The sequence below is a fragment of the Streptomyces sp. NPDC021356 genome (assembly GCF_040641015.1).
Classification (GTDB): domain Bacteria; phylum Actinomycetota; class Actinomycetes; order Streptomycetales; family Streptomycetaceae; genus Streptomyces.
Window position 1 is genome coordinate 422,754 of sequence record NZ_JBFACU010000001.1, and the last position, 21,397, is coordinate 444,150.

The window sequence follows — 21,397 nt, forward strand, 5'->3', positions numbered from 1 at the left end:
CTGACCAGGCACTCTCCAGGCAGAAAACGCGATGACAGGCAGGCAAGGGGGAACGGGGGGCGGGACAGGGACCGCGAGAAGTACAGGTACAGGTACAGGTACAGGACGAACCGAACCAGCAGCGGCAACGGCACCGGTCCGCGAAGGAGCACACATGTGCGCGCAGGGAACAGCACCGGGCGCGCAGAGACAGCACCGGTCGCCGGCGCGCACGTATCGTCAGGGTCAAGGCGTCCGCCACGGTCGGTCACGGGCGGTGTGCCGGTCACTCCGGGTTCCGGCCGTCGAGGCGTGAGCGGGCCACGGCGACCCGCTGGGGGTCGGCGTCCGCGCCGAGCGCGACGCACCGCGCGAAGGCCTCGCGCGCCTCGGCGGTCCGGCCTGCCGCGAGGAGGGCGTCGCCGAGCGTGATGAGGTAGCGGCTCTCCAACGCGGTGTTGCCGTCCGCCTGGCACAGTTCGACCGAGGTCCGCAGGTGTTCCACCGCTTCGTCCGGGCGCCCCAGACGGCTGTGGCTGATTCCGAGCCCGGCGAGTGCGCTGACGCGTGCGAAGGCGGCGATGTGCGGTTCGACGCGGTCACCGGCCTCGTCCAGCCGCTCCAGGACCTGCCGGCTGGCCTCGATCGCCTCCTCGTGGTGCTCGGTCGCCCGCAGCGCCAGCGCGCGGCCGAGCAGGGCCTGGAGCATGCCGTGCAGGTCCCCGGCGGCGTCGAAGAGGGCGACGGCCTGGGCGTTGTGCCCGGCGACCCGGTCGTTCTCGCCCAGCAGGCGGTAGGCCCAGCCGGCGTACTGGTGCGCCCACGCCTGCTGCGCGGCATCACCGGCCCGCCGGGCCGCGTCGAGCGCGCGGGCGGAGTACTGGAGGCTCTCCCCCGGCCTGCCTTCGCACAGCAGGACGGCCCAGGCGTAGTAGTTGAGCTGGGTCGCTTCGATCAGGGGGTCACCGAGCGCTTCGGCGGACCGCACGGCGGTGCCGTAGACCTCCGGCCAGTGCCCCCAGAAGATCCACTGGTCGGAGAACCAGTGCAGGGACTCGGCCACCTCGACGACGGTGGCGTGGTCGCCGTCCGCCGCCGCCGCGTGCAGGGCCGCGAGCCAGTTGGCGGCCTCGGCCTGGAGCCACTCGCGGGCCTTGTCGGCGCTGGACAGGTCCGCCGTGCCCCGCCAGGTGGGGGGCGGGGCTCCGTGGTCGGGTTCGTACCACCGGCCGGCGACGACGGCCGTCTCCAGCAGCCAGCGGAACATCGACCGGCGGGCCCGCTCGACGTCCTCGGGGCCGTCCTCGGCGGTGAGGCGGCTGCGGCCGTACAGGCACAGCAGGTCGTGGAGCCGGTAGCGGTGCCCGGTGATGCCGAGGAGGCCCGCCTCGACCAGTTCCTCCAGGGTGTCCTCGGTGTCGTAGAGGTCCTGACCGGTGAGCCGGGCGGCGCACGCGGCGCCGACGTCCGGGCCGGGGACCAGGGACAGGCGCCGGAACAGCCGGGCGGCGGTGGGGGTGAGCTGTCGGTACGACAGGTCGAAGGCGCCCGCCACACGGATGTCCCCCGCGGACAGCGCGTCCAGCCGCCGCTCCTCGCGCGCCAGCCGGTCCGCGAGCCGGCGCACGCTCCAACCGGTGCGCGTCGCCAGCCAGTTGCCCGCCACGCGGAGCGCCAGCGGCAGGTGTTCGCAGAGCCGGGCGACCTCCGTGAGGGCGTCCGGCTCGGCGCTCGCACGGTCGCCGCCGACGAGCGCGGCCAGGAAGGCGGCCGACTCGGCGGGGTCGAGCGTCCCGAGCGGCAGCCGGTGCACGTCGTCCAGCCCGGTGAGCATACGGCGGCTGGTCACCAGGACCAGCGTCCCGCCCGAGCCCGGCAGCAGTGGGCGTACCTGCGCCTCGTCGCGGGCGTTGTCGAGGACGAGCAGGCAGCGGCGGCCGACGAGGACCTGCCGGTAGACGGCGGGGTGCGCCTGGGGGCCCGCCTTCGCCAGGTCCCGGTCGGGCACCCCGAGCGCCTTCAGCACCTGCACCATCAGCTCGGAGGGGGCGGGCGGAATCTCGTCGGTCCCCCGCAGGTCCACCATGAGCTGGCCGTCCGGGAACCGGTCGGCCAGCCGGCGGGCGGCGCGCAGGACGAGGGTCGTCTTGCCCGTGCCGGGCGCTCCGTGTACGGCGACGACGACGGGCTGGGCGTTCGAGGCGCCGGCTGTCCCGTCGGCGTCGCTGTCCGGGGCGCCACCGTCCCCGGGGCCGGGCGGACCGGCGAGGGCCTCCAGTCGTGCCAGCTCGTCCGCGCGGCCGACGAAGTCGTCGATGCCGCGCGGGAAGGAGCGGACGCCGACGGGGCTGTACCCGGGAGCGCGTCCGGCGCGGGCGGCGGCGAGCAGCCGTTCCCGCTCGGTGTCGTCGAGGCCGAGGCCGTCCGCCAGCGCGGCCACCGTCCGCCGTTGCGGCGCGGCCCGCCGTCCGCGTTCCAGGTCCCCGATGCCGCGCACGCTGACGCCGGACGTCTCCGCCAGCGCTTCGATGGTCAACGACTTCGTCTGGCGCAGCTGCCGCAGCAAGGCACCGAACGCCGCCTCATGTGCGGACACGTCCGCCCCTTTCGCCCTAGATGTTGAACATTCTAGTATATGGGCGCGGGGCAGAGTCGATCACGTGATGGCGAGAGGACGCGCCTCTCTGCCCGCGCCGGTCCGCTGCCGGCCGCCCGCCGGTCCTTCGCCGGCCGCCCGCCGGTCCTGCATCGGCCGTTCACCGGCCCCTCGTCGGCGGCCGCGCGCCGGTCCTGCGTCGGCCGTCCACCGGTCCTCTGCGGTCGGCTCGCGTGGCAGGCGATCGTCGAGAGGGCCCAGGCCTCATCCACTCGGGCGGCGCCAGGGGGCGCAGGACGACGGCTTAGGGGTGAATACCTGGAAATCGACTGCTTTGGGGATGAGTTGTCTGGCAGAGTCGGCGGTCATGAGGAAGATCGCGCATGCATCGCTCGTCGCGCTCTCGGTCGGTGTGCTGGCCGTGACCCAGACGGGAGCCGCCCAGGCCGCCGCTCCGCACTGGAACAAGACGGTCAAGTGCCACCAGAAGGACTGGGACGGACGGAACGTCCCCACCCGCACGGGCAACAGCGAACTCGGCTGGGCCCACTTCTCCGGCAGGCACAACATCCGCACCTGCCGCATCGTGAACGCCCCCTTGAACGGCAAGCCGGACAAGAACGACGGCAGGGGCGGCCTGGAATACTGGGGTTACGCCTTCGACGGCAGGCACCCCCAGGTGAAGATCATCGTCAAGGCGCAGGTGACCCGACGTACGCAGGACAAGCGGTACGACGCGGGGAAAGGCCAGATGATCGGCGTCATCACCGCCTTCTGCAAGGGCATGACGAAGTGCCCCGACTGGATGAACCAGTCCGCCGCCGAGTTCACGCGCTGACAGGGAGACACCGGATGACGCCGTGGGAAGTGGCCGTCGCACAGGCCGACGTGACCGGCCACATGATCCTCTACACGCAGGCGCCGATCGTGGAGAAGATCCGCGTCCGCGGTGTCCTCCCCGCCCCCGGTCGGTCGCCCGCCGTTCGGATCGCGGTCGGGGGGCGCGAGGCCGACGTCCGCGATCTCCTCGCCGTCTACGAGATTCCGCTCGCTCGAGGAGACGACGAGGAGGAAGAGCTCCTCAGCCCCTGGGAGGCGGTCGGCCGCGTACGGCACGCGACGGGCCGCGTGCGCTTCGCGTCGAGCGACCGGACGGAGACCGTGTTCGGGGCTCCGTTGATCGCACTCGCGCAGGACGTGCCGCACGAGGAGACCGCGGAGGACCGGGCGCACGCGCTGCTGGCCACGCTGAACTCCCCGGCACCGGGGGACGAGGAGCGGGAGCGGGCGGAATCACTGCTGGTCGGCTTCCTGTACCTGGACGAGAGGCGGATGCGATTGTACGTCCGAAACCAGGACGAACCCGACGTGGTGGCCTGCGACGTGCGACTCACGGATGCGGGGCCGGCAGTGATCGCGGAGGTGTTCCCCCGGTCCCGGGAGCGCGAGTTGTTCGAAGACCCGAAGGGCGATCCGCACTGCACGGCCGTGGTGGACCTCGTCCACTGACCGGCGGGGCCGGCCAGTGCCCTAATCGCGTTGACCGCCCCCGGCAGGGGATGCTGGAGTCGGCACGTGGACAGCATCCCCGCCAACCGGCGGCTCTGGAACCAGATCAGCAGCGCCTACCAGCAGGAGCACGACCCGCGAATCGGCGCCACACCCCGGCTGTGGGGCATGTACTCCGTCCCCGACGCGCACCTGCACGCCCTGGGCGACGTCACCGGCAAGCGCGTCCTCGAACTCGGCTGCGGCGCCGGCCAGTGGTCCAGGGCGCTCGCCGCCGAGGGCGCCACCGTGGTCGGGCTCGACCTGTCCGAAGCCCAACTCACCGCAGCGGCACGCGCGATGGGAGCGGCCCGCTACCCGCTGGTGCAAGGCGCCGCCGAACAACTCCCCTTCGCCGCCGACAGCTTCGACCTGGTGTTCTGCGACTTCGGTGGGCTCAGCTGGGCGCCCCCGCACCTGGCCGTCCCGCAGGCCGCACGCGTCTTGGGCCGAGGCGGGCGCCTGGTGTTCAACGTCGCCAGCCCGTGGTTCGAAGCTTGCTACGACGAAGCCGCCAGCCGGGTGACCACGACGCTGCAGCAGGACTACTTCGGGCTGGACACCATCGCCGAAGGCGACGGCGCGACCAGCTATCAGCTCACCTACGGCGACTGGGTCAGGGTCCTGCGCGGCGCGGGTCTCGTCATCGACGACCTCATCGAGCCGCGGCCAGAACTCGGAACACCCAACGGCTACAACGAAACCGACCCACCCGACTGGGCACACCGCTGGCCGGCGGAACTGCTCTGGGTGACCCACAAACCGTAAGTTCAGCCCCGCCGAGACGTGAAGGCATCCCCTCCCTGGACAGAACACCCGGAGCGGAGAAGACACCACGCCACCACACACCTGATCCGCCGTCAGGAAGGTCGGCAAACGGTCAGCACGGGTACGGCCGAAGCTGCCCGCGGATGCCCACACCTCGGCAACCGCAGGCAGCTTCAGAGACACGTATGCGGCTGGTGCCGAACGCAGGCACCGCGGGATTCCCACGTTGTCCGGCAGGCGCGGGAGCAATCACGGCTCCTTGGCAGACGGCCCATGTTCTCGCAGGTCAGCGCTTGCTTCCTCGCGGTTTCAAGGGGGCGTTCGGCAGCTCCGGTGCGGGCAGCGAAGCCCCGCCGTAGCCCTGCACCTCGCCGAAACGGGTGCCCTTCATCCAGTCCTCGCGGGCCTGCACGATCTCGTCGTACGACCGGCCGATGAAGTTCCACCACATGATGATCTCTTCGCCGAACGGCGGTCCGCCCAGCAGTACCAGCCTTGCCGTTTCGCGCGCCCGGTTCGTCAGAGTGAGGGTGGAACGGCCCGGGGCCGCGTAGCCGAGGTCGGCCGGCTCCAGGGTGGTGCCGTCGAGGGCGACGTCACCCGTGTCGATAAGCACACCGTGCTCGAAGTCGGGGTCGATGTCGAGGGTGACGGTGGCCCCGGGGGTCACGGACAGCTCCGCTCCCAGCAGCGGCGTGAAGGTGTGCACCGGGGAGGTGTCTCCGGCGAGCGATCCGAGGAAGACGCGGGCCTCGCCACCGTCCAGCGGCACGGCGGTGGGGACATAGTGCTGGAAGTCCCGTTCCGTGTCGCGGTGTCGTGCGGGCAGGGCGACCCAGAGCTGCACGCCGTGCAGGGTCGTGGTGGCGGGGGTGGACACCTCGGAGTGGCTGATGCCGTGGCCGCTCGTCATGAGGTTCAGCTCGCCGGGCCGGACGAACTCGTGGGTGCCGAGGCTGTCACGGTGCTCGATCTCGCCGTTGAAGAGCCAGCTGACCGTCTGGAGGCCGATGTGGGGGTGGGGGGCGACGTCCATGCCGCCGCTCGCCGCCACGTCGTCGGGGCCGTAGTGGTCGGCGAAGCACCACGCGCCGATCAGCGTCCGGGCCCGCTGGGGCAGCGTGCGCCGCACACGCATGGCGCGGGGGCCGCCCAGCGGGACGTCCCGCGGGCCGAGGATCTCGATGGCCGCCGGCGCCGGGCCCTCAGCGGCGACGGCGCCGTCCGCGTCCGCTTCGCCGTTCGCAGCGGCACGCTCGCCGACCCCCGCATCGGCGTCGGCTCCCGCCTCGGCGCCGCAGGTGAGCGCGGCGGGCCGGGTCTCAGTATTGCTCACCGGACGGCTCCTTCCCCTACAAAGAAAGTTCGATTTTCAACATTCACGCGATGATGATAGGACGTACCTCAGGACATCGCGCGATGAAGGAGATCACGTGGCCGAGACGGCACCGACGACCACCCGGGCACGGGTCTTCGTCGACAAGCAGAGCCCGAGCGCCTACCGTGCGCTGTCCGCGACGGCCGAGACGGTCCGCGCGGTCGCGGCCGACGCCGGGCTCGACCGCCGGCTCGTCGAACTGGTCAACATACGTGTCTCGCAGCTCAACACCTGCGCCTTCTGCCTCGACCTGCACACCAGGGCCGCCCTGCGCGCCGGCGAGACCACGCAGCGCCTGGGCGTACTGCCCGCCTGGCGCGACACGCAGCTCTTCAGCCCGCGCGAGCGCGCCGCCCTCGCCCTGGCGGAGGCCACCACGCACCCGGCGGACTCCGACGCGCAGGACACCGCCTACGCCCTCGCCCGTTCCGAGCTGTCGGACGACGAGATCTCCGCCGTGGTCTGGGTGGCCATCACCATCAACGCCTTCAACCGGGTCTCCGTCATGAGCAAGCACCCGGTACGCGAGGGGGCCGGCGCCGTCGCCGGCTCGTCCGGCTCCGCTGCGCGTTCGGTCTGACGGCGCTCTGCCGGGTGTGGCCCGGGGCGGCCCGGGACCGGGCCGCCCCCTGCGTGTGTCAGGCACGAACCAACGGTGTGTCGACCAGGTGCTCGGCCAGGAACCACGTCTGCAGCTCGCCGGTGCGGATCACCTGGGAGACCAGCACGTCGTTCGTGCCGTCGTCGCCCTGCTCCGCGACCCGGGCCGCCGCGTCATGGGCGTCGGTCAGGACCGTCTCGTGCGCCTCCAGCAGACGGGACAGCATGGCGGGCACCTCCTCCACGCCGTCCGGCGGGCGCGGCACCGACGTGATCTCGGCGACATGGCGCGGGTCGCCCACCGCCACGCCGCCCAGCGTCTGGACGCGCTCGGCGAGCGTGTCGACGAGGGCGAGTTGCTGCGCCGCATGCTGGTCCAGCACCAGGTGCAGCTGGTAGAAGGTGGCTCCCCGCATCAGCCAGTGGTGCTTCTTGTAGAGGCCGTAGAGGATCTGCGTGTCCGCGAGCACCTGGTTGAGCCGCTGGCAGGAGTACATGCGTGCCTCGAAGGAGAGCGCCAGCGGGAACTGCTTGACGGTGCCGAACTCCTGGATCACGCGGCCCTTCTGGTGCAGCCGGGGCTGGCTGCCGGCGTGCGAGCGCGCCGGCGGGTCCTCGTGCGGGTGCGAGGTGTCAGTGGTCATGGTCCGTCTCCTGCGGTTCGTGCGAAGAAGTCTGCACCGGTGACGCTAGACGCCCTGACCAGGGGCGCCTTGCCCCAGAGCGCACGGCCGCGTGCCCGTCAGCGCAGACGCCCGCCGCCCGCCCTTCGTGGTCCGTGGTCCGTGGTTCGTGGTCCGCAGTGCGCGGTCCCTAGTGCGTGGTACGTGGTGCGTGGTTTGCGTTACGTGTTCCAGCCGGACCACATGCCGACGGCCGCGCGGACGAGGGAAGTCGTCCGCGCGGCCGTTCGGCACCGGCGTGGGTCAGCTCGTCGCGCCGACCGCCTCGCGGATCACGGCGGCGACCTCAGCGGGCCGGGACACGGCGACCGCGTGGGAGGCGCCCTCCAGCTCGACGATCGTCGCCCCGGCGCGCTTGGCGCCGAAGCGCTCCACCTCCGGGTTGATCGCCTGGTCGCCGGTGGCCACCACGGCCCAGGACGGCTTGGTCCGCCAGGCGGCGGCGGAAGCCGTCTCCTCGAAGGCCGCCGCGGCGAGCGGGCGCTGCGCCGCCGCCAGGGCCTTCGTGGTCTCGGCCGGCACATCGGCGGCGAAGACGGCCGGGAAGGCGTCCTCGGTGATGGTGACCTCGACGGCGCCGTCGCCGCCGGGCACCGGGTACGTCCACTCCCTGAGGTTGCTCACCAGCGGGGAGGCCGGGAAACGCCCCTGCAGCTCGCCGAGGCTCTCCCCCTCCTCCAGGACGTAGGCGGCGACGTAGACGAGGCCGACGACGTTCTCGGCGGTGCCGGCCACCGTGATGAGGGCACCGCCGTAGGAGTGTCCGACCAGCACGACGGGGCCGTCGATCTGGGAGGCGACCGAGGCGACGTAGGCGGCGTCGGACGCGAGGCCGCGCAGCGGGTTGGGCGGGGCGATCACCGGGATGCCGTGGCGCTGGAGGTGGTCGATGACGCCGGTCCAGCTGCCGGCGTCGGCGAACGCGCCGTGCACCAGAAGGACAGTGGGTGTGGTTGTGGTCATGATGGGGTTCCGGTTCCGTTCAGTGCGTGCGCAGGGTGGTTCAGGCCGCGTGCAGGGCGGCGTGCAGGGTGCGGACGGCCATCGTGATGGCGGCCTCGGCCGCGTGCGTCTCGCGCAGCGCGTTGAGCATCACGAAGTCGTGGATGATGCCCTGGAAGCGCACGGCCGTGACGGGGACGCCGGCCTCGCGCAGCTTGTTGGCGTAGGCCTCGCCCTCGTCGCGCAGCACGTCGGCCTCGCCGGTGATGACCAGGGCCGGGGGCAGGCCGGTCAGTTGCTCGGTGGTGGCGCGCAGCGGCGAGGCGGTGATCTGGGCGCGCTCGCCCTCGTCGGTCGTGTACTGGTCCCAGAACCACTGCATGCCGTCGCGGCGCAGGAAGTAGCCGGTGGCGAACTGGTGGTACGACGGTGTGTCGAAGCTCGCGTCGGTCACCGGGTAGAACAGGACCTGCTGGAGCAGCGGGAGGCCGCCACGCTGCTTGGCCATCAGAGTGAGCGCGGCCGTCATGTTGCCGCCCACCGAGTCCCCGGCCACCGCCAGGCGGGTGCCGTCGAGGCCCTTGGTGGCGCCCTCGTCGACGACCCAGCGGGCGACGGTGTAGTTCTGCTCGACGGCGACCGGGTAACGGGCCTCGGGCGACAGGTCGTACTCGGGGGAAGACCACCGCCGCACCGGCGCCCACGGCGAGTTCGCGCACCAGGCGGTCGTGGGTGTGGGCGTTGCCGAACACCCAGCCGGCGCCGTGGATGTAGAGGATCACCGGCAGGGTGCCGTCGGCCCCTGCGGGCCTGACGATGCGGGCGCGGACGCTGCCGGTGGGGCCGCCCTGGACGGTGATCCACTCCTCGTCGACCGCAGGCTTGGCGATCTCGCCGGACTGCACGTCGTCGACCGCCTTGCGGCCCTCCGCGGGCGGCAGGTCGAAGAGGTAGGGCGGGTTGGCGGTCGCCTCGGCGAACGCGGCGGCCGCGGGTTCCAGTACGGGCTGCAGGGGCTCAACGGGCTGGGGGGCATCGGACATGTGCTTCTCCTGGCTTGCTTGTTTTTCCGGTACGCCGGTGAGCCACGTTAAGAACCCGAGGAAAGGACCGGTTGCCGAAGCGCGCACGGCCCCTGTCCCGACAGCGCACCGCTGCCGGAAGGGCCCGCACATCCGCTTCTCCGTGACCGGCATGCCCGCCTTCCGTAACCGGCAAGCACGCCCCACGGAACCGGCACGCACGCCCTGCGTAACCGGCGCGACCCGCTCCCCGCGACCGGTGCGCACCCCCGTGACCAGGCCGGATTCACATCCCGCCGAATTTATTGCACAGTAGTTGCAATAGCATGAGGGCAGCAGTAAGGCTGACAAGGGATGCGGGGAAGGGCGAGCATGGGCTCATCGATCGTGCTGGGCATCGAGTCGTCCTGCGACGAGACCGGCGCGGGACTCGTCCGCGACGGGCGGCTGCTGGGTCACGCGGTGGCGTCGAGCATGGACGAGCACGCCCGTTACGGCGGCGTGGTGCCGGAGATCGCCGCCCGCGCCCACCTCCACGCACTGCGGCCGGTGGTCCGGCGGGCACTGGAGGAGGCGGGGCTGCGGCTCGCCGACGTGGGCGCTGTCGCCGTCACCACCGGCCCCGGCCTGTCCGGCGCCCTCCAGGTGGGCCTCGCGGGAGCGAAGTCCCTGGCCTACGCGCTGGACGTACCGCTGTACGGCGTGCACCATCTCGCCGGGCACGTCGCCGCCGACACGCTGGAACACGGCCCGCTGCCCGACCCGTGCGTGGTACTGATCGTCTCCGGCGGGCACACCTCGCTCCTCCTCGTCCGCGACCTGGCCCGCGCCCCGATCACGCACCTCGGTGACACCCTGGACGACGCCGCGGGAGAGTGCTTCGACAAGGTGGCGCGGGTCTTCGGGCTGCCGTATCCCGGCGGTCCGGCCATCGACCGGGCAGCGCGCGTGGGGGATCCGCGCGCTGTCCCCCTCCCCCGCCCGCTGCCCGGCTCGTACGACTTCTCCTTCTCGGGGCTGAAGACGGCCGCCGCCCGCTGGGCCGAGGGGCACGCCACAGGCGAGTTGCCCGTGCACGACGGGGCCGCCTCGCTCCAGGAGGCGGTCGCCGACGTACTGACCCGCAAGGCGGTGGCGGCCTGCGCCGAGCACGATGCCGGCACACTGGTCGTGGTCGGCGGGGTGGCCGCGAACTCGCGGGTGCGGTCGCTGGCGGAGGAACGCTGCCGGGCCGCCGGTGTCACCCTGCGGGTGCCGCCGCTGAAGCTGTGCACCGACAACGGCGCCATGATCGCCGCCGTCGGCGACCTCCTCGTACGGGCCGGAGCCCGACCGGCGCCGCTGGACGTGTCGGTCGACCCGTCCGCGCCCCTGGCGTACGCCGCCCTGCACCCCACGCCGCCGACGGCTGCCAGATCGGTGTGCCGGCGCTGACCTCGAAGTCCTCCGCCGGTGCGGGCATGCGCCGCCCGGAGGCCGCCGTCGGCGCCGAGGGCTTCGGCTACGGGGCCCGCGCACGCGACCTCGTGGCCCGCTTCCCGAGGCCCGCTTCCTCCCGCCCCTTACGGCCGACGGCCGACCGAACCCGGCCGGAGCGTGCGGGGGGCTCCCGGCCGTGGGAGTGGCCCCGCGCCCGTACGCCGTCAGTCCCGCGCCACCACGCGCAGTGTCTGGACCGAGGGGTCGGCCGCATCCGGGATCAGGACGCCGTGCTCGACCCCGCTGCGCAGGTAGTCCAGCACCTCGTCGGTGATGACCTCGCCCGGAACGACGACGGGCACCCCCGGCGGGTACGGGCTGACCGTCTCCGCGGCGATGCGTCCCGCGGCGCGCTCGGCGGGTACGTGCTCCACCGCGGCGAAGAACGCCTCACGCGGCAGCATCGCCTGCTCCAGTTCCAGGGCCGAGGGGGCGGGCAGCCGGACCGGCGGCTGCTTCTCGATGGAGCCGGCGCCTCGGGTGAGCGCGCGCAGGGCGTCCAGCAGGACCTTCTCGGTCTCGTCGTCGTCGGCGTGCGTGACGGAGGCGCTGATCCGGCAACTGTCGGAGCCTCCGACGTCCACGTGGCAGTGCGTGCGCAGCCACTCGGCGGCCTGCATGCCGGTGATGCCGAGTTCCCGTACGTCGATGACGATCTTGAGCGGGTCGAGCTCGGCCGCGAAGCCCTCCTTCACGGCCTCCCTGCCCATCGGCCGCAGGCCGGGCAGGTCGCCGGCGGCCGACCGGACGCGTTCCGCGCGGTGCAGCGCGGCGTCCAGGAGGGTGTGCCCCTGTTCGACCATCTGACGGCGCCAGCCGTCGAGGGTGGCATAGACCAGGGACGAGGCGCTGGTGGTGCCCAGCAGGTCCTCGCGCTGCTTGAGCACCTCCGGCGACACCCGGTCGTACTGGAGGTGGAAGACGGAACTCTGCTCGATGGCGCCGCCCATCTTGTGGACGCTGGTGACCACCAGGTCTGCCTGGGCGTCCATCCCCCAGGCCGGCAGCTCCGGGTGGAACGGGAGGTGGGCGCCCCACGCCTCGTCCACGATCAACGGGACGTCGAACTCGTGGCACGCCCGGGCCACGCCCGCGATGTCCGCGCAGGCCCCCCACTCGGTCGGCGTGATCAGCAACATGCCCTTGGCGTCGGGGTGTTCCTGGAGGCGGCGGCGTACGTCGTCCGGCTCCGGCGGGTGCGCGAGGTGCCGTTCGGTGTCGAACTTCGGGTGCACCCAGATCGGCTCGACGCCGTTGACGACGACCGCCGCGATCACTGACTTGTGCGCGTTGCGGGACAGCAGCAGCTTCTCCCCGGGCCCGGCCACCGCGAGCATGGCGGTCTTGACCGACAGCGAGCTGCCGCAGGTGGAGAAGAAGGTCTGTTCGGCCCCGACCGCGTCGGCCATCAGGTCCTGCGCCTGGCTGAGCACCCCCTGGGACTGGCGGCGGTCGTCGAGGCCGTTGAGGGACAGGACGTCGGAGCGGAACACGTCGAGCCCGACGATCTCCGCCACCCGCGGGTCCGCGCCCCGGCCCTGCTTGTGCCCCGGTGGTCCGAAGACCACGTCTCCACGGCGCCGGAATTCCTCCAGCGCCTCCAGTACGGGCACCCGCGAGTGATCCATCGTTCCTCCATGCCGGTTCCGGTTCGCGTTCCCGCATCGCCGTGCGGCCGCCTCCGCGCCCACCACGTACGCGAACACCGCCCCCACCACGTACGGGAACACCGAGTCCACCGCCGTGCGGGAACACCGATCGTGTTGCACCTGTGCCTGGATCGAAACCCGTGGGTGTCGCCGCGCCGGACGGTGGCACCCGGCCTCCGGCGTCCGGCCCAGGGCGCCGGGCAGTGGCACACGTGGTACCCGAAGGCGCCGTCGGGGGGTGCGCCCCGGACCGACGACGACCGTGGACCCCGCACGAAGGAGGCCAGGTGGACGGCACGTCCGACGACGCCGGCGTCGACGCCCGTGACGGGCTCGGCGCCGTGCACGACAAACTGCGCGCGGCGGTCGCCGAGCGGGCGGGGTCCCTGTGGGAGACCGCTCTCGCGCTGCACGCCGATCCGGAGGGCGCGTTCGCCGAGCACCGGGCCGCGGCCCTGCTCACGGGCCGGCTGGAGGAGGCCGGTTTCGCGGTGGAGCGCGGGGTGGCGGGGATGCCCACCGCGTTCACGGCCCGCTCGGGTCAGGGCCGCCCCGTCGTGGCGCTGCCGCTGGAGTACGACGCCCTGCCCGGCCTCGGTCACGCCTGCGGGCACAACCTCATCGCCGCCGCCGGCCTGGGCGCTGCGCTCGCGGTCGACGCCGTGCTCGGCGGCTCGGCCGGCAGCGTGCTGGCGGTCGGCACCCCGGCCGAGGAGGGCGGCGGAGGGAAGGCCGCGGAGGTGGAGGCCGGGGTGTTCGACGGTGTCGACGCCGCGCTGATGTTCCACCCCGGTGTGTACAGCTGGTCGCGGGCGCCGCTGACCGCACAGGTGCAGTACCGGGTCGCGTTCCACGGGCGCGCCGCGCACCCCACCGGCAACCCGACCGAGGGCGTCGACGCGCTCGCGGCGCTGATCGAGCTGTTCAACGTCCTGGCCCAACTGGGCCGGCGCCTGCCCGCGGCCTCGCACGTCCAGGGCATCATCACCGACGGGGGTACGGCCACCAACATCGTGCCGGAGTACGCGCAGGGGCTGTTCGGTCTGCGGGCGGCCACGACCGGGGCGCTGGAGGAACTGACCGGCCGGTTGCGCACCTGCGCCGAGGGCGTGGCGCTGGCCACGGGCACCAGGGCCGAGACCGAGCGCGCCACACCCCGCTACGAGCACTTCCGCGACAGCGGCGTGCTGTCCGACCGGTTCACCGGGCACCTGGCACGGGCCGGGATCACGCTGACCCCGCCCGTGCCGGGTGTCCAGCTGGGCTCGTCGGACATCGGCAACGTGAGCACACGTGTGCCGGCCATCCATCCGTTCGTAGCGATCATGGACGACGGGTCCGACCACACCCCCGAGTTCGCCGCGGCCGCCGCCTCGCCGCGCGCCCGTGACGTGCTCGTCGCCGTGACCGGCGCGCTGGCGTGCACGGCCGCGGACGTGCTGCTCAGCGCGGACCTGCGCGAGCGGGCGTGGGCGCGGCACAGGAACGGGGAAGGCTGACGCGGCACAGGAACGGGGAAGGCTGACGCGGCGCAGGCCCCGAAAGGCTCGCGGAACCGGCGGTCCGTAGTGCGGCGCTCAGGAATCGCCGCGGCGTCGCGGTGGGGTGAAGGCGTACAGGCCGAGGATGTCCGGCCGGGGAGCCACCCCGGGCCCGCCGGCACGCACCCACGCGACGATGTCCTCCGTCGCGTCGGCGTCGTTGACGAGCCCGAGCCAGAGGGGTCGTCCGCCGGCGGCCCGGCCCGCGGCGGACGGCTGGACGACCATGACGTTGGCCTGGTCGCACACGTCGAGGCATGCGGAGATCCGCACCGGCACCCGTGACCGCAGCCGCGCGGTCTGGGCCGCGTGGTCGACTCCGGGAATCCTGGGGCTGCCGCAGCAGCAGTCCCGGCACACGACGACACGGCACGGCGCCGTACCGCCTCCCGTCCCGGCCGTGTCCGATGTGTCCGCCGTCGGCTGTCCCGGCACGTCGCGCCACTCCCCTCCCGGGGAGATCCGCCCCGGTGCTCCGTGAGGGGGCGACCGCGTGAGTCTCCTGGCTCCCGGATCGCCGCTCCTCCCGCCTTCCCACCCCGTGCGGGGGCGGTGGCGCGCCGGAACTCGCTCACCGGTCACAGTGGCGGGACCGCGCCGGATTCGCACCGGCTTCCTCGGACCGCCGTCGCCCAATGTCGCCGGTCATCATCGCACCCCCTCCCCGATTCCGCCTGACTGCGTGTCATCCCCGCCAACCAGCGTAAATGACAAGTCACTTGACTTGACATGACACACGTTGTTGAATCATTGCATCGACAAGTCGGCTCGGAAGGCGGAACAGGCGATGGGGGACGACAGCACAGTCGGCATCATCCTGGCCGGCGGGCGGGGTGAACGGGCGAAGCCCATCACCCTGCAGTCCGCCGACTACATCCGCAGCAAGGCGCTCATCCCGTTCGCCGGCAGGCCGCTCATCGAGTGGATCGTCGAGGCCTGCCGCGACCAGGGCATACGCCGTTTCTACGTAGTGGCGCAAGGCGTGGAGAACCGCAGCCAGATCAAGCTGGTGCTGGGCCACGGCGAGCGGTACGGAGTCGAGATCGACTACTCGCGGGCCCGCTTCGACCCGTACAACGTGGGATCGGGCGCGGCCACCCTGCACAACCTGGAGCAGTGGAACCTGACGGGGACCGCGCTCGTCCTCCCCGTCGACTCGCTGTTCGAGTTCTCGCTGGAGAAGCTGCTCGCCGCCCAGCGGGACACCGACGCGGTGGTCACCGTGGCCGCCGTGCCCCGCACCCCCGAGGAGATCGCCGGCAAGTACGGCGTCATGCGCACCACCGCGCAGCGCCTGGTCTGCGGATTCCTGGAGAAGCCCCGACTGCCCGTCATCGAGCGGGAGTTCCCCGAGATCACCCAGCCGCAGGGGCCGCGCACGCTGGCCACCAACGCCGGGATGTACCTCATCGACTGCGCCCGCCTCAGACTGGCCGCGCGCACCCCCGAGCTCATCCGCCTCGCCCAGCAGCGCCTCGACTGGGGCAACGACCTGCTCCCCCGCCTCGTCGGCCTCGGTCACCCGGTGGCCGTCGAACCCATCGCGCGCCTGGGCGACCTCGGCAACATCCACGACTACCTGGGCACGCTCAGCGACGCGCTCAGCGGCCTGTACCCGCAGATGGACCGCGCCCTGGGCGCCCCGCTCAGCACCGACCCGCGTTACTGGGTCCACGAGTCCAGCCTGCGCTCCAAGGACCACATCACCGGCACCACACTCGCCCAGAAGATCGCCGAGGGCAGCGTCGTCATCGGACCGGGGGTGCGCATCGGCCGGCACGTCGAGATCGGCGCGGGTGTGCGGCTGCGCGCCACCGACGTCGGGGACGGCGTCGACCTGCACGAGGGCGTCCACGTCGAGGGCAGTGTGCTCGGCGACTCCGCCGTCATCGGTGCCTACGCGCACATCAGCGACTCCTACGTGGGCCCGATGGTGCAGGTGCACTCCGACGCCCGCGCCCCGGTGCGGCTCGAAGCCCTGTCCGCCGTGGGCGACGGCGCCCGGTTGTGGTCGGGAACCCGGCTCTCGGGCGTCAGCGTCTACCCGCGACTGCGTGTGCCGGCCGTCTCCGGAGTGCCCAGCGGAACCCAGCTCACCAGCTCGGACGACATCCTGCAGTGGGTGTGATCCACACCCGCCGCACCTCTTCGAGAGAGGCTCACGTGAACACTGCCATCGCCGTGATCGGCGGCACCGGCCGGGTCGGACGGATCGTCACCCGCAAGCTTCTCGACCGTGGTGAGACCGTCCGCGTCATCGGCCGCAGTCAGCAGCGCGCCCGCCGCCATCTGCCGCCGCGTGCCCAGTTCTTCCTCGGTGACGTCCGCGATCCCGAGTCCCTGCTCACCCCGCTGAACGGCTGCTCCGCCGTCGTCTACACCGTGGAGCCCGGCACCGACACAGCGGGGCCCGACAGCCCGCAGAGCACACTGCACGCCGGTGTGCTCCACACGCTGGACGCGCTCTCGCTCCAGGACGGTTTCGGGCGTGCCCAGTTCGTGCTCGTCAGCCAGCGGCACGTGACCCGGCCCGAGCACCCGATGAACGCCTACGGACGGATGCTCGACTGGCGGCTGGCCGGGGAGAACGCGGTCCGCGCCTCCGGGCTGGACTACACGATCGTCCGCCCCGGCTGGCTGACCGACCGGGCCGAACTCGCCGACGACGGCCGCGTCCACCTGGAACAGGGCGACCGCAGGGACGGCTACGTAGCCCTCCAGGACGTGGCCGAGGCCTGTGTGCAGGCCCTGTACTGCCCGTCCGCGAAGGGACTCACCTTCGAGATGCGCAACGGCGCGGGCAGCCCTCCCGGTGACTGGGAGGAACTGTTCGGCGGGCTCAGCGCGGACGAGTCCGTCCCGCTGCACGCCCCGGCCTGAACACCTCGGCCCCTCCTCACCACGGCACGTGCACGCCCCCCTTGACGCGAAACCGGAGACCACCATGACCGAGGCGCCGCAGATCTCGGCGGGACGCCCCCAGCCTCTGGGTTCCACCGTCGTCGACGGCGGAGTCAACTTCTCCGTCTTCTCGGAGCACGCCACCCGTGTCGACCTGCTGCTCTTCGACAAGTGCGACGACCCGCAGCCCTCGCGGACCATCCACCTCCACCCCGACAAGCACCGCAGTTTCCACTTCTGGCACTGCCATGTCGCCGGCATCGGTGCCGGACAGGTCTACGCCTACCGGATGGACGGGCCGCGCGACCCCAAGCGGTCGGGCACCCGCTTCGACCACCGCAAGGTGCTGCTCGACCCGTACGCCCGCGCCAACATCAACTCGCGCTGGAACCGCACGCTCGCGATCGGCCTGCAGGACAACGTCGAGACGTGCATGCGCAGCCTCGTCGTGGACCTGGACGACTACGACTGGGAGGGCGACCAGCCGCTGCGCACGCCGATGGAGGACACGGTCATCTACGAGATGCACGTGCGGGGCCTGACCGCGTCGCCCACGTCGCGGGCGGCGAGCCCGGGGACGTTCTCCGCGGTCGCCGAGAAGATCCCGCACCTCAAGCGGCTCGGCGTCACCGCCGTCGAGCTGCTGCCCGTCTTCGACTTCGACGAGACGCACGTCCTGCGCAACGGACCGGACGGCATCCCGCTGCACAACTACTGGGGCTACGACCCGTACGGCTTCTTCGCGCCGCACACCGGCTACTGCACCTCGCCCCATCTGAACACGCACATAGCGGAGTTCAGGGACATGGTGAAGGAGCTGCACCGGGCCGGCATCGAGGTGATCCTCGACGTCGTCTTCAACCACACCAGCGAGGGCAACGAGTTCGGCCCGACCATCAGCTTCCGCGGCCAGGCCAACGAGGCGTACTACCACCTGTGGCCGCAGGACCGCAGCCACTACATGGACTTCACCGGCTGCGGCAACGCGGTCAACGCCAACCACCCCTTCGTCGCGAAGTTCATCATCGAGTCCCTGGAGTACTGGGTCACCGAGCACCACGTCGACGGCTTCCGCTTCGACCTGGCCTCCGAGCTGTCGCGCGGCGACCAGGGCTACGAGATGCCGGTGCCGCCGGTCCTGTGGGCGATCGAGCTGTCCAAGGTGCTCGCCGAGACCAAGATCATCGCGGAGCCGTGGGACGGCGGCGGCCTCTACCAGGTCGGCCGCTTCCCCGGGAAGCGCTGGGCCCAGTGGAACGGCCCGTTCCGCGACGACGTACGGCGCTTCGTGCGCGGTGACGCCGGCGTGGTCGGCGACCTCGCCAAACGGCTGGGCGGCTCCGAGGACCTGTTCGGGCCGCAGAAGGAACTGCCCACCAACAGCATCAACTTCGTCACCTGCCACGACGGCTTCACCCTCAACGACCTGGTGAGCTACGACCACAAGCACAACTACGCCAACGGGGAGGCCGACACCGACGGGTCGAGCGAGAACTACAGCTGGAACTGCGGCGCCGAGGGCCCCTGCGACGACCCGGAGGTGGAGCGCCTGCGCGTACGGCAGATCAAGAACCTGCTGTCCGTCCTGATGCTGAGCAGGGGCGTGCCGATGCTGCTGGCGGGCGACGAGTTCCGCAACAGCCAGAGCGGCAACAACAACGCGTACTGCCAGGACAACCCGACGTCCTGGCTGGACTGGGACCAGGCCGAGAAGGAGGAGGAGACCTTCGAGTTCGTCCGGCGCCTGATCGCACTGCGCCGGCGCTACCGCACCTTCCGCGCACCCCATTTCTACACCGGGCACCTCAACCCACGGCAGCTGCCGGACATCACCTGGCACGGCACGCGTCTGGAGCAGCCCGGCTGGGAGGACACCAACGCCCGCGTCCTGGCCTGCACGCTCGGCGGGTTCGACGGCGATCCCGACCTGCATCTGATCCTCAACATGTACCACTTGGGCCTCGACTTCGAGCTGCCGCACATCCGCGGCCACCGCTGGCACCGCGTCCTGGACACCGCCCAGGCGGGCCCGCGAGACCTCCTTCCGGCCGGCCACGAGGAGCCGTACGACGACCACACCTTCCACGCCCACGGCCGCAGCGTCGTGCTGCTCGCGGCCCTGTCTGACGCGAAGGACAACCCCCGATGAGTGGATCCGCAGCACGTCGCCGCACGTTCTCCGACACGCTCGCCGGTTACGTCACCTACTTCAGCCCCACCGGACGCCGCTTCGGTCTGCGCACCTCCGACGACCGTGAGTTCACGGTCCACCTGCCCCGGAACGTCTCCTCCCGCATCGTCCGCAACCTCGGCGACGCCTACCGCGACACCACCGGCGCCACCTTGGACATGCTCGCCGAGGGCCGCTACCTCTTCGCGTACGGCATCTGCTACGAGTGGGAGGACGGCGAGCGGTTCGAGGCGAAGGAGATCACCTTCCCCGAGGAGCACCGCGGCGCCTACGTCTTCGAGCACCCGGCCTGGTGGGTCCAGCAGGCAGCCGCCGTCGCCGACTTCTACCTGCGCGGGCACTTCCCCGACGGCAAGTACGACTGGCGCAACTTCCGCACCAACCTGACCCTGCACGGTACCCACCTGCCGGACTTCGACGGCGCGGACGTGCGCCAGGAGACCGACACCATCTCGCGGCTCGTGTACGGCCTGTCCACCGCCTACCTGCTGACCGGCGAGGACCGCTTCCTGGACGCGGCCCAGTCGGGCACGGAGTACCTGCGCGAGCACATGCGGGTCGCCGACGACCAGGACGGGTTCGCCTACTGGTACCACGGCATCGACGTCACCGCCACCGGCCAGCGCAAGGTGTACGCCTCGGAGTTCGGCGACGACGTCGACGCGATCCCGATGTACGAGCAGATCTACGCGCTCGCCGGCCCCACCCAGACGTACCGGATCACCGGTGATCCCCGGATCCTGGAGGACATCGACCGCACGGTCGCCCTGTTCGAGCAGTTCTTCAGGGACCGCGAGCACGGCGGGTTCTTCTCCCACATCGACCCGATCACCCTCGACCCGCACGCCGACTCGCTCGGCCCCAACCGGTCGCGCAAGAACTGGAACTCGATCGGCGACCACGCGCCGGCGTACCTGATCAACGCGTATCTGGCCACCGGGCGCGAGGACTTCGCGGCGCTCCTGGAGGAGACCGCGGACACCATCGTCGAGCGCTTTCCCGACGAGCCGGACAGCCCGTTCGTGCAGGAGCGCTTCCACGCCGACTGGTCGCCCGACCGCACCTGGGGCTGGCAGCAGGACCGGGCCGTCGTCGGCCACAACCTGAAGATCGCCTGGAACCTGACCCGCATCAAGTCCCTCGTCGACAAGGGCGGTTACGGCACGCTCGCCGAACGCATCGGTGAGATCATGCCCGCCGTCGGCAGCGACCAGCTGCGCGGGGGCTGGTACGACGTGGTGGAGCGCAGGGCCGACCCGGACAGCGGCATGCACCGCATGGTGTGGCACGACCGCAAGGCCTGGTGGCAGCAGGAGCAGGCGATCCTCGCCTATCTGATCCTCGCGGGCACCACGAACGACCCGGAGCACCTGCGCCTCGCCCGGGAGGCGGCCTCCTTCCACAACGCCTTCTTCCTCGACTACGACGACGGCGGCGTGTACTTCAACGTGCAGGCCAACGGCATCCCGTACCTGCTGGGCACCGAACGGCTCAAGGGCAGCCACTCCATGGCCGGCTACCACTCCCTGGAGCTGTGCTACCTGGCCGCCGCCTACACCGGCCTGCTCATCAGCAACGACACCCTCGCCCTGCACTTCCGGCCGCGCCCGAACGACCTGCCCGACCGTGTCCTGCGCGTCGCGCCCGACCTGCTGCCCGCCGGTTCGGTGGAGCTGACCGGGGTGTGGGTGGACGGCGCCCCGTACCACAACTTCGACGCCAAGGAGCTGACGGTCCGGCTGCCCGAGGGCGGCGAACCGATTCGGGTGCGCGTCGAGTTGGAGGCCGCGCAGATGCGGCTGCGGATGCGCACCGAGTTCGACGGCGACACCGCGCACGTGCGCTGCGCCGGCGTCATCGACACCTCGGAGCTGGAGAAGTTCCGGCGGATCCTGGCCGAGGTGATGGCTGCCGAGCCGCTGCGCGTGGAGTTCCACCTGTGCGAGGTCACCGCGATGAGCCGGCCCGCCATCAACGAACTCCTCTTCCAGCGCACCAAGGCCGGGCTCGACGTCGACTTCGTCATCGTCGGCTGCGCCCTGCCCGACGTCGCGGACGCCCTGCTCGCCACCGACGCCTTCCTCCTGGAAGGCGGGGACGCGTGCGCCCATGACTGAATC

Annotated in this window: 16 protein-coding genes, 1 pseudogene and 1 riboswitch; of the genes and pseudogenes, 10 read left to right on the plus strand and 7 right to left on the minus strand. The window is 71.7% G+C overall.

From position 1 onward, the window contains the following. Positions 1-265: 265 nt before the first annotated feature. Positions 266-2,575 (minus strand): tetratricopeptide repeat protein, encoded by a 2,310-nt coding sequence (locus AB0G56_RS01895; protein WP_360962038.1) that lies wholly within the window; start codon positions 2,573-2,575, stop codon positions 266-268. A 367-nt stretch (positions 2,576-2,942) separates the two neighbouring features. On the opposite strand from AB0G56_RS01895, the gene AB0G56_RS01900 reads away from it, so the two are divergent. The 3 genes from AB0G56_RS01900 (at position 2,943) to AB0G56_RS01910 (ending at position 4,891) form a co-directional block, all read left to right on the plus strand. Beyond that, entirely contained in the window at positions 2,943-3,413 is a 471-nt protein-coding gene (locus tag AB0G56_RS01900; RefSeq protein WP_360962041.1) for a hypothetical protein, read from the plus strand. A gap of 14 nt (positions 3,414-3,427) precedes the next feature. Then, complete coding sequence (locus AB0G56_RS01905) at positions 3,428-4,084, plus strand: hypothetical protein (protein WP_360962043.1); 657 nt, start codon at positions 3,428-3,430, stop codon at positions 4,082-4,084. Between the two features lie 66 nt (positions 4,085-4,150). After that, the gene (locus AB0G56_RS01910; protein WP_360962046.1) at positions 4,151-4,891 is read left to right on the plus strand and encodes a class I SAM-dependent methyltransferase; all 741 of its coding nucleotides are present in this window, start codon (positions 4,151-4,153) and stop codon (positions 4,889-4,891) included. 286 nt (positions 4,892-5,177) lie between these two features. On the opposite strand, the gene AB0G56_RS01915 is transcribed toward AB0G56_RS01910, so the two are convergent. Beyond that, the gene (locus tag AB0G56_RS01915) at positions 5,178-6,077 is read right to left on the minus strand and encodes a pirin family protein (RefSeq protein ID WP_360962251.1); all 900 of its coding nucleotides are present in this window, start codon (positions 6,075-6,077) and stop codon (positions 5,178-5,180) included. A 247-nt stretch (positions 6,078-6,324) separates the two neighbouring features. Between AB0G56_RS01915 and AB0G56_RS01920 the strand changes: the two genes are divergently transcribed. After that, a complete protein-coding gene (locus tag AB0G56_RS01920) occupies positions 6,325-6,849 on the plus strand; it encodes a carboxymuconolactone decarboxylase family protein (protein ID WP_360962049.1) in 525 nt (174 codons plus the stop codon). Positions 6,850-6,907: 58 nt separating this feature from the next. Here the strand turns inward: AB0G56_RS01920 and AB0G56_RS01925 are convergent, their stop codons facing one another. The 3 genes and pseudogenes from AB0G56_RS01925 to AB0G56_RS01935 form a co-directional block, all read right to left on the minus strand. Continuing rightward, positions 6,908-7,513, minus strand: a complete 606-nt coding sequence (locus AB0G56_RS01925) for a DNA starvation/stationary phase protection protein (RefSeq protein ID WP_360962052.1) — start codon at positions 7,511-7,513, stop codon at positions 6,908-6,910. Between the two features lie 282 nt (positions 7,514-7,795). Beyond that, positions 7,796-8,515: an alpha/beta hydrolase gene (locus AB0G56_RS01930; protein ID WP_360962055.1), complete on the minus strand. Its 720-nt coding sequence runs from the start codon at positions 8,513-8,515 to the stop codon at positions 7,796-7,798. Between the two features lie 40 nt (positions 8,516-8,555). Then, a pseudogene (locus tag AB0G56_RS01935) lies at positions 8,556-9,537 on the minus strand (alpha/beta hydrolase). Between the two features lie 351 nt (positions 9,538-9,888). On the opposite strand from AB0G56_RS01935, the gene tsaD reads away from it, so the two are divergent. After that, positions 9,889-10,950: a tRNA (adenosine(37)-N6)-threonylcarbamoyltransferase complex transferase subunit TsaD gene (gene tsaD, locus AB0G56_RS01940; protein ID WP_360962057.1), complete on the plus strand. Its 1,062-nt coding sequence runs from the start codon at positions 9,889-9,891 to the stop codon at positions 10,948-10,950. A 209-nt stretch (positions 10,951-11,159) separates the two neighbouring features. On the opposite strand, the gene AB0G56_RS01945 is transcribed toward tsaD, so the two are convergent. Beyond that, positions 11,160-12,623 carry an ornithine decarboxylase gene (locus AB0G56_RS01945; protein WP_360962060.1) on the minus strand — a complete coding sequence of 488 codons (1,464 nt, stop codon included), beginning with the start codon at positions 12,621-12,623 and terminating at the stop codon, positions 11,160-11,162. Between the two features lie 362 nt (positions 12,624-12,985). On the opposite strand from AB0G56_RS01945, the gene AB0G56_RS01950 reads away from it, so the two are divergent. Further along, positions 12,986-14,143: an amidohydrolase gene (locus AB0G56_RS01950; protein WP_360962253.1), complete on the plus strand. Its 1,158-nt coding sequence runs from the start codon at positions 12,986-12,988 to the stop codon at positions 14,141-14,143. A 78-nt stretch (positions 14,144-14,221) separates the two neighbouring features. Here AB0G56_RS01950 and AB0G56_RS01955 read toward each other — a convergent pair whose 3' ends face one another. Continuing rightward, positions 14,222-14,620 (minus strand): (2Fe-2S) ferredoxin domain-containing protein, encoded by a 399-nt coding sequence (locus AB0G56_RS01955; RefSeq protein WP_360962062.1) that lies wholly within the window; start codon positions 14,618-14,620, stop codon positions 14,222-14,224. A 60-nt stretch (positions 14,621-14,680) separates the two neighbouring features. Beyond that, positions 14,681-14,804, minus strand: a riboswitch (cobalamin riboswitch). A 168-nt stretch (positions 14,805-14,972) separates the two neighbouring features. On the opposite strand from AB0G56_RS01955, the gene AB0G56_RS01960 reads away from it, so the two are divergent. The 4 genes from AB0G56_RS01960 to AB0G56_RS01975 all read left to right on the plus strand — a co-directional run bounded on the left by AB0G56_RS01960 (position 14,973) and on the right by AB0G56_RS01975 (position 21,394). Continuing rightward, entirely contained in the window at positions 14,973-16,313 is a 1,341-nt protein-coding gene (locus AB0G56_RS01960; protein ID WP_360962064.1) for an NDP-sugar synthase, read from the plus strand. A 35-nt stretch (positions 16,314-16,348) separates the two neighbouring features. Next, positions 16,349-17,065, plus strand: a complete 717-nt coding sequence (locus tag AB0G56_RS01965; protein ID WP_360962067.1) for an SDR family oxidoreductase — start codon at positions 16,349-16,351, stop codon at positions 17,063-17,065. 64 nt (positions 17,066-17,129) lie between these two features. Beyond that, positions 17,130-19,235, plus strand: coding sequence for a glycogen debranching protein GlgX (gene glgX, locus AB0G56_RS01970; protein ID WP_360962070.1), 2,106 nt, complete (start codon positions 17,130-17,132; stop codon positions 19,233-19,235). Beyond that, positions 19,232-21,394, plus strand: coding sequence for an AGE family epimerase/isomerase (locus AB0G56_RS01975; protein WP_360962074.1), 2,163 nt, complete (start codon positions 19,232-19,234; stop codon positions 21,392-21,394). The genes glgX and AB0G56_RS01975 overlap by 4 nt, the downstream gene beginning before the upstream one ends. Positions 21,395-21,397 lie beyond the last annotated feature (3 nt).